The organism is Streptomyces sp. NPDC091416 (genome assembly GCF_044756845.1).
In the GTDB taxonomy this organism is placed as follows: Bacteria; Actinomycetota; Actinomycetes; order Streptomycetales; family Streptomycetaceae; genus Streptomyces.
Genome location: NZ_JBIVTU010000002.1, coordinates 401,647 through 413,171, shown reverse-complemented (window position 1 = coordinate 413,171; position 11,525 = coordinate 401,647). Strand labels below are relative to the sequence as shown.

Sequence of the window (11,525 nt, the reverse complement as noted above, 5' to 3'; positions counted from 1 at the left end):
ACGGCCGCCGCACGTGAGGGACACACGAGAGAGCCGGCTGCTCCTGGTGCTGCTGATCGCCATCGCATTCGCACTGATCACGGTGGACATCCGCGGCGGCGAGGAGTCACCGGTGGACGGCGCCCGGCAGGCCGCCGCCACCGTCTTCGGACCGGTGGAGAACGGCATGGCGGCAGCGGTCGATCCGGTGGGCAACGCCATAGGGGCCGTACGCGCCTCCGGTACCCGCCACGACAAGATCGCCGCGCTGGAGCAGGAGAACGCCGCGCTCAAGGTGCGGCTGGGCAGCGACGACCGCAACCGCAACCGGGTCCGCGAGCTCGACAAGATGCTCAAGAAGTCGAACGCCGGCCAGTACGGCATCAAGGCCGCCGAGGTCATCGCCATAGGGCCGGCCCAGGGCTTCTCCTGGACGGTCACCATCGACGCCGGATCCAAGGACGGCCTCAAGCGCGACATGACCGTCCTCAACGGCGACGGACTCGTCGGCCGCGTCACCACCGTCGGCCCCGACACCGCCACGGTGCTCCTGGCCAACGACCCCGACTTCACCGTGGGCACCCGGATGGAGGCCACCGACGAACTCGGTTTCGCCACCGGTCAGGGCTCGCGCCCGCTGTCCGTCCAGTTCCTGAACGGCAAGGCCAAGGTCAAGAAGGGCGACCGCCTCGTCACCTTCGGCTCCAGCAAGGACAAGCCGTTCGTGCCCGGCGTCCCGGTCGGCGAAGTCGTCCGCGTCGACCCGTCCGGCGGCGACCTGACCCGTACCGTCTACGTCCGCCCGTACGTCGGCTTCACCAAGCTCGACATCGTCGGCATCGTCGTCCAGGCACCGCGCGAGGACCCGCGCGACGCGGTCCTGCCGAAGAAGGCCGCCAAGCCCGCCAAACCGAAGCCCACCCCGACCGTCACGGTCACCATCTCGCCCAACGGCGACATCGTCGACACCAACGGCAACGTCGTCGGGAACATCCACCAGAGCACGAGTCCCAGCGGCAGCCCGGACCCGAACCCCAGTGGGAACGCCACACCGAACGCCGACAACGCGGTAAACGAACAGAGGTAGAGCTGATCCCCATGCGCGTCAACCGGACTCTGCTCTCCATCGTTCTGGTCGTGGTCGCCCTCGTCGTCCAGGTATCCGTACTCGCCCGGCTCCAGCTCCCCGGCGCCGTACCCGATCTGCTGCTCATGGTCGTCCTCGGCCTGGCCTTCGTGTACGGACACGTCAGCGGGGCCCTCATCGGCTTCGGCGCGGGACTCCTCGCCGACCTCGCACCCCCCGCCGACCACGCCGCCGGACGCTACGCCCTGGTCCTCTGTGTCATCGGCTACCTCGCCGGACTGGCCAGGCCCGAGAACGGGCAGCTCAAGTCCGCCTTCCTCCCGATGGCCGTGGTCGTCGCGGCGGCGATCGGATCGACCCTGCTCTACGCGGGCGTCGGCGCTCTCGTCGGCGACACGGCGGCCCGCCATGTGGGCCTGGGCAGCCTGCTGTTCACCGCGGCTGTCTACGACCTGCTCCTCGCGCCGTTCACCGTCCCGCTGATCATGGCCGTCGCCAGACGTACGGTGAACGACCCGCTGACCGAGTCCTCCTCCGGCCGCGGCGACGTCGCGGCCGGCTGGCTCGCCGCCGGCACCGGACTGCGGATCGGCAGCCAGCGCGGCGGACTGCGCGTCAAGGCCGCCCGCAACCGCGCCGCACGCGCCGGACGGATCAAGGGAGTCAAGCGACTGTGAGGCCGCAATCCTCCGGGGGCAACGCCACCCCCCGCCCGACCACCACCGGGGGCGCCCCATGACCAACATCCCCGAGACGGGACGGACCCAGCGCGTCCAGATCCGCCTCATCGTCATCCAGGTCCTCGTCTTCTCCCTGCTGCTCACCCTCGGCGGCCGCCTCTGGTACCTCCAGATCCGCAACGGCCAGGAGTACTCCGACGAGGCGAAGAACAACCACGTCCAGCAGGTCGTCCAGCCCGCCGCCCGCGGCTCCATCCTCGACGCCCGCGGCGTACCGCTGGCCGACAACGAGACCCGCCTCGTTGTCTCCGCCAGCCGCACCGAACTGCTGAAGATGGACGACGACGGCGCAAGCGTCCTGACCCGGCTCGCCGGCGTCCTCGACATGAAGCCCAAGGACGTCATCGACAAGGTCCGGCTCTGCGACGCGAAGACCCCGCAGCCCTGCTGGAACGGCTCGCCCTACCAGCCGATCCCCGTCACCGACGAGGCCACCACCCAGCAGGCCCTGACGATCCGCGAGCGCGCCGAGGCCTTCCCCGGCATCACCGCCGAACCCACCGCCGTCCGCCGCTACGCCGCACCCGGCAAGGCCAACACCGCCCAGGTCCTCGGCTACCTCTCACCCGTCACCGACGACGAGATCACCAAGGCCCAGGACAGCGACTCGCCCTACCTCCGCTCCGACCAGGTCGGCCGCTCCGGCCTTGAGCGCACGTACGACAAGGAACTGCGCGGCAAGGCGGGCGTCACCCGCTACGAGGTCGACAACCTCGGCCGCGTCATCGGCCAGGCCAAGAACGACGAGGCGGAGGCCGGCGCTAGCGTCGTCACCTCCATCGACGCCCGCGTCCAGGCCGTCGCCGAGTACGAACTCAACCAGGCCATGAAGGTCGCCCGCACCGAGTTCGACACCAACACCGGCGAGAACTACAAGGCCGACTCCGGAGCCGTCGTCGTCATGGAGGCCAAGACCGGCCGCGTCGTCTCCATGGCCTCGCTGCCCAACTACGACCCCAACGCCTGGGTCGGCGGTATCTCCGCCAAGGACTACGCCAAGCTCACCGGCAAGAACTCCAACTTCCCGCTGCTGAACCGCGCCATCCAGGGCCAGGCCGCCCCGGGCTCCATCTTCAAGGTCATCTCCTCCACCGCCGCCGTCAACGCCGGATACCCCTTCGACGGCAACTACCCCTGCCCCAGCTCGTACTCCATCGGCGGACAGACCTTCAAGAACTTCGAGTCCCAGGGCTACGGGAACATCACCATCGGCCGCGCCCTCGAAGTCTCCTGCGACACCGTGTACTACGGCCTCGCGCACAAGGAGTGGCAGAAGGACGGCGGGAACAGCCCCAAGAAGAACCCCAACGACTGGTTCTACAAGACCGCCCACCAGTTCGGCCTCGGCAAGGAGACCGGCATCGACCTCCCCAACGAGGTCAGCGGCCGCGTCCCGGACCGCGAGTGGAAGAAGAACTTCGCCAAGGCCAACCACGACGCCTGGTGCAAGCAGGGCAAGAAGGGCGGCACGTACGTCGAACAGATCGCGTACGAGAACTGCCTCGAAGGCGACAGGATGCGCGCCGGTGACTCCGTCAACTACTCGATCGGCCAGGGTGACACCCTCGTCACCCCGATCCAGATGGCCACCATCTACGCGGCCATCTCCAACGGCGGCACCCTCTACGACCCCACCGTCGGCAAGGCCATCGTGAGCGGCGACGGCAAGACCGTCCAGGAGATCGAGCCGAAGTCGCACGGCAAGCTCCCCTTCACCAAGAAGACGCGCAACGAAATAGACGAAGCCCTCGCGGGTGTCGCGACCCGCGGCTCCGCCGCCTGGCGATTCGGCGGCTGGCCGCAGGACAAGATCCCGATGCACGCCAAGACGGGTACGGCCGAGGTCTACGGCAAGCAGACGACCTCTTGGTTCGCCACGTACACCAAGGACTACTCGATCGTCATGACGATCTCCCAGGGCGGTACGGGTTCCGGAGCATCCGGGCCCGCCGTCCGCAACATCTACAACGCCCTCTACGGCCTCGACGCCTCGGGCAAGCAGGACCTCAAGAAGGCCCTGCTGCCGACCCCGCAGAAGTCGCTGCCGAAGATCCAGACGGACGGCACCATCGACGCCCCGAAGATCAAGCCCTACGACCCCGCGTCGCAGAAGCCGGCCGACGAGCAGACGCTCGCCGCAGTGCTGGGGAGGCGTGACTGATGGCAGGCTTCTCCGTCCCGCGGTACGGCCCCGAACGCTCCGGCTGGGGCAGGCTCACCGCCCGCGACTCCCTCGTGCGCCGCCTCGACTGGCCGCTGCTCGGCTCGGCGATCGCCCTGTCCTTCATCGGATCGCTGCTCGTCTGGTCGGCGACCCGCGGACGTGACTCGCTCACCCACGGCGACCCGTACTACTTCCTCTTCCGCCACGCCCTCAACACCGGCATCGGCTTCGCCCTGATGATCGGCACGATCTGGCTCGGCCACCGGACGCTGCGCGGCGCGGTGCCGATCCTGTACGGGCTGTCCGTGCTCCTCGTGATGGCGGTCCTCACCCCGCTCGGCGCCACCGTCAACGGCGCCCACGCCTGGATCCTCCTGCCCGGCGGCTTCTCCCTCCAGCCCTCCGAGTTCACCAAGATCACCATCATCCTCGTCATGGCGATGCTGCTCGCCGAACGTGTCGACGCGGGCGACCAGCTGCACCCCGACCACCGGACCGTCGCCAAGGCCCTCGGCCTCGCCGCGCTCCCGATGGCCGTCGTCATGGGGATGCCGGACCTCGGCTCCGTGATGGTGATGGTCGTCATCGTGCTCGGCGTGCTGCTGGCCTCCGGGGCCTCGAACCGCTGGATCTTCGGAATCCTCGGCGCGGGCGTCGCCGGAGCCGTCGCCATCTGGCAGCTCGGGCTCCTCGACGACTACCAGATCGCCCGGTTCGCCGCCTTCGCCAACCCGGCCCTCGACCCGGCCGGAGTCGGCTACAACACCAACCAGGCCCGTATCGCGATCGGATCGGGCGGCCTCTCCGGCACCGGCCTCTTCCAGGGCACCCAGACCACCGGCCAGTTCGTCCCCGAGCAGCAGACCGACTTCGTCTTCACCGTCGCCGGTGAGGAACTCGGCTTCCTCGGCGCCGGACTGATCCTGGTCCTGCTCGGCATCGTCCTGTGGCGCGCCTGCCGCATCGCCCGCGAGACCACCGAGCTCTACGGCACGATCGTCGCCGCCGGAATCATCGCCTGGTTCGCCTTCCAGGCCTTCGAGAACATCGGCATGACGCTCGGCATCATGCCGGTCGCCGGACTGCCCCTGCCGTTCGTCTCCTACGGAGGCTCCTCGATGTTCGCCGTCTGGGTGGCCATCGGTCTGCTCCAGTCGATCAGGGTGCAGCGGCCGATAACGGCCTGATCCCGTACACACCCTGCATATCCGTCCCTTTCGCGGATAGGTTCGGTATATGGCGGACTCCAAGCGCGAGATCGAGCGGAAGTACGAAGCCGCGACCGAGACCCGGCTGCCCGACCTGACGAAGGTCGCCGGGGTCTCGGCCGTCGTCCACCGGGGCGTGAGCGAACTCGACGCCGTCTACTACGACACCCATGACTTCCGCCTCGCCGCCGACTCCCTGACCCTGCGGCGCAGGACCGGCGGGAGCGACCCCGGCTGGCACCTCAAGTTCCCCGTCGCCCCCGGCGTCCGCGACGAGATCCAGGCCCCGCCGGCCGGTACGCTCCCCGGCGAGCTGGCCGCGCTGCTCCGCTCCCGGGTCCGCGACGCGGAGATCGTCCCCGTCGTCCGGCTGCTCACCACCCGTGACGTCCACCACCTCGTCGACGGCGAGGGCGGGCTCCTCGCCGAGATCGGCGTCGACGAGGTCTGCGCCGAGCGGCTGCCGGAGAGCGGCGGCCCCACGGCGGCCTGGACGGAGATCGAGGTCGAGCTCGCCGACGACGGCGACCCCGCGCTCCTGGACGCCGTCGAGAAGCGGCTGCGCAGGAAGGGAGTGCGGCCCGCGGCCGCCGCCTCCAAGCTGGCCAGGGCCCTGGAGGAGACCGCACCGGGCTCCGAGCCCCCCGGGAAGAAGGAGCGGCGGGCCGCCCCCGTCACCGCCGGGGACCACGTCCTCGCCTACATACGCCGTCAGGCCGAGGCGATCGTCACCCTCGACCCGGCGGTACGGCGCGACCTGCCCGACTCCGTGCACCGGATGCGGGTCGCCACCCGTCGGCTGCGCAGCTCCTTCAAGACGTACCGCGCCCTCCTCGACCGGACCGTCACCGACCCGGTCGGCGACGAGCTGAAATGGCTCGCAGACGAACTCGGTGCCGGACGCGACCACGAGGTGCTCGACAAGCGCCTGCGCACCCGCCTCGGCGGCGTCCCGCAGACACTGCTCCTGGGCCCGGCCGCCGCCCGGCTGCGCATATGGTCCACCGCCCACGGCGTCGAATCCCGGGAGCGGATCCTCGCCGCGCTGGACGGCGAGCGCTATCTGGCGCTCCTGGAGAGCCTCGACGCACTTCTCGCGGACCCGCCGCTGCGCAGGTCCGCGGGCCACGCCCCCGGCAAGGCGCTGCCCCGGGCCGTCCTGAAGGACTACGAGCGCCTGGCGGCGCGTGTCGACCACGCCTTCGCGCAGCCGCCCGGTCACGGCCGGGACGTGGCCACGCACGAGGCCCGCAAGGCCGCCAAACGCGCCCGCTACGCGGCGGAGGCCGCCAGGCCCGCACTCGGGAAGCCCGCCAGGAAGTTCGCCAAACGGATGAAGGCCCTGCAGTCGGTGCTCGGCGGCCACCAGGACAGCGTCGTCGCCCGCGACACCCTGCGCACGCTGGCCTTCCAGGCGCACGCGGCGGGGGAGACCGCCTTCACCTGGGGGTTGCTGTACGGGGAGGAGGAGGCGTCCGCCGCAGGCCTGGAGCGCGAACTGCCACAGGTCTGGGCGAGAGCGTCGAAGCCCCGGCTGCGGGCGGAGCTGAAGGGCTGAGCAGCGAGGTACGCTGGATGGTCACCCCTGCCGGCTCTCGAAAGTTCGCGATGTCTGTCGATTCGGTCTTCCCACAGCTCGAAGCTCTGCTCCCGCATGTGCAGAAGCCCATCCAGTACGTCGGCGGTGAGCTCAACTCCACCGTCAAGCCGTGGGACGAATGCGACGTCCGCTGGGCTCTCATGTACCCGGACGCCTACGAGGTCGGGCTCCCCAACCAGGGCGTCATGATCCTGTACGAGGTGCTCAACGAGCGCCAGGGCGTCCTCGCCGAGCGCACGTACAGCGTCTGGCCGGACCTCGAAGCGCTGATGCGCGAGCACAAGGTGCCGCAGTTCACCGTGGACGGCCACCGCCCCGTCAAGGCGTTCGACGTCTTCGGGCTGAGCTTCTCCACCGAGCTCGGCTACACCAACATGCTCACCGCCCTGGACCTGGCCGGCATCCCGCTGTCCGCCAAGGACCGCGGCCTCGACGACCCGATCGTGCTCGCGGGCGGCCACGCCGCGTTCAACCCCGAGCCCATCGCGGAGTTCATCGACTGCGCGGTCATCGGCGACGGCGAGCAGGCCGTCCTGGAGATCACCGAGATCATCCGCGCCTGGAAGGCCGAGGGCCGCCCCGGCGGCCGCGAGGAGGTGCTCTTCCGGCTCGCGAGGACCGGCGGCGTCTACGTCCCCGGCTTCTACGACGTCGAGTACCTCCCGGACGGCCGCATCGGCCGCGTCGTACCGAACAAGTCGGGCGTGCCGTGGCGGGTGTCCAAGCACACGGTCATGGACCTCGACGAGTGGCCCTACCCCAAGCAGCCCCTCGTGCCGCTCGCCGAGACCGTCCACGAGCGGATGTCCGTGGAGATCTTCCGCGGCTGCACCCGCGGCTGCCGTTTCTGCCAGGCCGGCATGATCACGCGCCCCGTGCGGGAGCGAAGCATCACCGGCATCGGCGACATGGTGGAGAAGGGCCTCAAGGCGACGGGCTTCGAGGAGGTGGGCCTGCTCTCCCTCTCCTCCGCGGACCACACCGAGATCGGTGAGATCGCCAAGGGCCTCGCGGACCGCTACACCGAGGACAAGATCGGCCTCTCGCTGCCCTCCACCCGCGTCGACGCGTTCAACGTGGACCTGGCCAACGAGCTGACCCGCAACGGGCGCCGCTCCGGTCTCACCTTCGCCCCCGAGGGCGGCTCCGAGCGCATGCGCAAGGTCATCAACAAGATGGTCTCGGAGGAGGACCTGATCCGTACGGTCGCCACCGCGTACGGCAACGGCTGGCGTCAGGTGAAGCTGTACTTCATGTGCGGCCTGCCCACCGAGACCGACGACGACGTCCTGCAGATCGGCGACATGGCGGTCAACGTCATCGCCAAGGGCCGTGAGGTCTCCGGGCAGAACGACATCCGCTGCACCGTCTCCATCGGCGGCTTCGTCCCCAAGCCGCACACCCCCTTCCAGTGGGCCCCCCAGCTCAGCGCCGAGGAGACCGACGCGCGGCTCACCAAGCTCCGCGACAAGATCCGCGGCGACAAGAAGTACGGCCGCTCGATCGGCTTCCGCTACCACGACGGCAAGCCCGGCATCGTCGAGGGCCTGCTCTCCCGCGGCGACCGCCGCGTCGGCTCCGTCATCCGCGCCGTCTACGAGGCCGGCGGCCGGTTCGACGGCTGGCGCGAGTACTTCAGCTACGACCTGTGGATGAAGAGCGCCGAGAAGGCACTGCCCGACTTCGGCGTGGACGTCGACTGGTACACCACCCGTGAGCGGACCTACGAGGAGGTCCTGCCCTGGGACCACCTGGACTCCGGTCTCGACAAGGACTGGCTCTGGGAGGACTGGCAGGACTCGCTCGACGAGACCGAGGTCGAGGACTGCCGCTGGACGCCGTGCTTCGACTGCGGCGTCTGCCCGCAGATGGACACGAGCATCCAGATCGGCCCCACGGGCAAGAAGCTCCTCCCGCTGACGGTCGTGAAGTGAGGCACTGTCAGTGAGGCGACGCCGCCCGGCTTCTGACGGGTGACAGCTCGGTGACGAAGGTCCGGTCGGGGAAACCCCCGACCGGACCTTCGCGTCATGCCCTGCATGGAATACGGAAAGCACCAGGCACCCGCGCGGTACGAGAGCGGCGACGGCTGCCTCACCACGCTCGTCAGGATTCCGGTGAGGCTCGTCGTCCTCGTCCTCGTCCTGCCCGTGCGGATGGCCTGGGACGCTCTGGTCGTGGGCGTCCGTGCCGCCGACCGGACTCTGGTGCGCCCGCTGGGGCGCGCGCTGGCGTGGCTCGTCGAGACGCTGGTCGTGACTCCGGGCCGATGGCTGTACGCCCAGGTGCTGACCCCGCTCGGGCACGGGCTGCGGTGGCTGGCCGTGGCGGTGTTCGTGTGGCCGTGGGTCGCGCTGTGGCGGTACGTGGTCGTGCCCGGGGTCCGGTACGGGGTCGTGGTGCCGGTCACCTGGGTCTACGCGCACGTGCTGACCCCGCTCGGGCACGGGCTGCGCTGGGTGCGGCGGGCGCTTCTGGACCCGGGCGGACGGGCGATCGCCACCGCCGTGAAATGGTTGCTCACCGTCGTGCTCGTCATGCCGGTGGTCCTGCTGTGGCGCCATGTCCTCAAGCCGCTGGGACTGGCCGCCGCCTGGCTGGCGGAGCATCTGATCGTGCTGCCGCTGGTGTGGACGTACCGGGAACTGCTCACCCCGCTGGGCCACGGCATCGCCTGGCTCCTCGATCTGCTGGTCCGCGCCGTCGAGGCCGCCTGCCGGGGGCTGGGGGCCGCTGTTCGGTGGCTGGTCACGGTGCTGCTCGTCACTCCGGTGGTCTGGGTGTACCGGCGAATCCTGACCCCCGTCGGCCGGGAGACCGCCGCCGCCTTCGGCGTCGCCTGGCGGGTCGCCGGATTCCTCTCGCGGGCCGTCGGGCGGGCGCTGGCGTGGCTGGCCCGGCACCTGGTCGCAGCGCCGGTGGCCTGGGCCTACCGCACGGTGTGCACCCCGGTCGGCCACTTCCTGCGCGACGCCGTGTTCGCACCGGCCGGACGGGTCGCCCGTGCGGTGGGGCGGACGGCCCGGCAGACGCTCCGCACGGCCCGCGAGACCGTCCGGCAGGCCAGGCGCGACGCGTGGCGGGCGCTGGTCGGCGGGCCACGCGAACCCGAGCCCCGGGAACCTGGAAGCGTCCTTGCGCGTACTCTGGGTAGTACAACGACTGTGCCCAGCGTGGCGCCCGAACCAGAGATCTCCCTGCGGAAAGAGAAATCCGTCCCGCAGGGGTGAGCCGGACCGGGCACCCCGGGGCCACCCGTATTTCGAGGGCGGCGTGCCACCACGTCCGCTCCGCACCGAGGAGAAGAACCACTGGGCAAGCGACAGCCCGAAGGCCCGCCGCCCGCACCGGCAGTGCAGCGCATCCGACTGCGCTACACCAAGCGCGGCCGCCTCCGGTTCACCAGTCATCGAGACTTCCAGCGTGCCTTCGAGCGGGCGCTGCGCCGCTCCGAGGTGCCCATGGCCTACTCGGCGGGCTTCACCCCGCACCCCAAGGTGTCGTACGCCAACGCCGCACCCACCGGCACGGGCAGCGAGGCCGAGTTCCTGGAGATCGCTCTCACCGAGGCCCGTGACCCGGGCACGCTGCGCGAGCTCCTCAACGACTCGCTGCCGGACGGTCTGGACATCACCGACGCCGTCGAGGCCCGCACCTCGGGTCTCGCCGACCGGCTCACCGCCTCCATCTGGGAGATGCGGCTGAACGGGGTCGCCGTGGAGGACGCCGAGAAGGCCGTCGCCGCGTTCAACGCGGCCGAGACCGTCGAGGTCGAGCGCCGTACGAAGAACGGCATCCGGAGCTTCGACGCCCGGTCCGCCGTCGTCGACCTGCAGGCCCTTGATCATCAGCCTGATAGGCCCGGGGACAAGGCCTGTGCGATACTGCGGCTGGTTGTTCGGCACGTGACACCTGCCGTTCGGCCTGACGACGTCCTGTCCGGTCTCCGCGTTGTGGCCGACCTGGCGCCGCCGGTCCCCGCAGCGGTGACCAGGCTGGCGCAGGGGCTCTTCGACGAGGAGTCCGGCACGGTGACCGACCCGCTCGCGCCCGACCGCGAGGCAGCCCCGGCCGTTCTACCCACGGCCACCGGGACCGCCGTCGCGACGGCGCCTGAAGGTGCAGGTTCCGCGTAAGGCGGTCGTTGTAGCGCAGCCCTCGGACTCGGGAGCCACCTGGTCCGGGCCGCGCGCTGACCCATAAGACTTTCGCCAGGCCGTGCGCACACCGCGTAGGGAACCGGCGAGCCAGACATTCAGCCCCCGTGCGGCGACCGCGCCCCGGACGGCGGTACCGCGTACCTCATGCGGACCGTGCCGGACCGGAATCAGACGCGGCGCCCGGGAGCCCGACGGGAGAACCGCCCGCATGCCTCAGCCCACCGAACCCGGCACGGCCGGGAACGCAGAAGACAGCAACACCCCCGGGGACAAGCTGCCGCCGCGCCGCAGGCGCCGCGCGGCATCCCGCCCGGCGGGCCCGCCGACCACGGGCACCCAGGCCGGAGCCGACGCTTCGGCCATACCGGCCGTTGACGCCGGAGAGTCGGAGACCAGCACAGAGAACGCCGAGGCGGCCCCGCCCGTCCGTGCGCGCCGCCGCGCCGTCCGTAAGGCGACTTCTCCTGCGGGTGCGCCGCAGGCCGCCGAGGCCGTGGAGGTCGTGGAGCCGGTTGTCGCGGCTGCCGAGCCGGTCGGGGAAGAGGTCGTGGAGCCGGTCGAGGCGCCGCGTGCGCGTCGTCGTGCCT

General features: G+C 70.5%; 9 protein-coding genes. All 9 read left to right on the top strand.

Features of this window, described 5'->3' with window-relative positions; translation table 11 throughout:
- The first annotated feature begins 13 nt into the window (after window positions 1–13).
- Window positions 14–1,066 (top strand): rod shape-determining protein MreC, encoded by a 1,053-nt coding sequence (gene mreC, locus ACIQMX_RS08745; RefSeq protein WP_363065879.1) that lies wholly within the window; start codon window positions 14–16, stop codon window positions 1,064–1,066.
- A gap of 11 nt (window positions 1,067–1,077) precedes the next feature.
- Window positions 1,078–1,743: a rod shape-determining protein MreD gene (mreD, locus tag ACIQMX_RS08740; RefSeq protein ID WP_363065881.1), complete on the top strand. Its 666-nt coding sequence runs from the start codon at window positions 1,078–1,080 to the stop codon at window positions 1,741–1,743.
- A gap of 58 nt (window positions 1,744–1,801) precedes the next feature.
- Window positions 1,802–3,967, top strand: coding sequence for a penicillin-binding protein 2 (gene mrdA / locus ACIQMX_RS08735; RefSeq protein ID WP_363065883.1), 2,166 nt, complete (start codon window positions 1,802–1,804; stop codon window positions 3,965–3,967).
- The gene (gene rodA / locus ACIQMX_RS08730) at window positions 3,967–5,157 is read left to right on the top strand and encodes a rod shape-determining protein RodA (protein ID WP_402475931.1); all 1,191 of its coding nucleotides are present in this window, start codon (window positions 3,967–3,969) and stop codon (window positions 5,155–5,157) included. The genes mrdA and rodA overlap by 1 nt, the downstream gene beginning before the upstream one ends.
- 49 nt (window positions 5,158–5,206) lie before the next feature.
- On the top strand, window positions 5,207–6,736 hold the full coding sequence (locus ACIQMX_RS08725) for a CHAD domain-containing protein (protein WP_402475929.1): 1,530 nt from the start codon (window positions 5,207–5,209) through the stop codon (window positions 6,734–6,736).
- Between the two features lie 50 nt (window positions 6,737–6,786).
- Window positions 6,787–8,712: a TIGR03960 family B12-binding radical SAM protein gene (locus ACIQMX_RS08720; RefSeq protein ID WP_363065889.1), complete on the top strand. Its 1,926-nt coding sequence runs from the start codon at window positions 6,787–6,789 to the stop codon at window positions 8,710–8,712.
- 105 nt (window positions 8,713–8,817) lie between these two features.
- On the top strand, window positions 8,818–10,008 hold the full coding sequence (locus tag ACIQMX_RS08715) for a hypothetical protein (RefSeq protein ID WP_402476491.1): 1,191 nt from the start codon (window positions 8,818–8,820) through the stop codon (window positions 10,006–10,008).
- Between the two features lie 123 nt (window positions 10,009–10,131).
- Complete coding sequence (locus ACIQMX_RS08710; RefSeq protein WP_219569606.1) at window positions 10,132–10,914, top strand: TIGR03936 family radical SAM-associated protein; 783 nt, start codon at window positions 10,132–10,134, stop codon at window positions 10,912–10,914.
- Window positions 10,915–11,146: 232 nt separating this feature from the next.
- Window positions 11,147–11,525: hypothetical protein (locus ACIQMX_RS08705; protein ID WP_402475927.1), on the top strand; the 379-nt coding region annotated here is incomplete at its 3' end.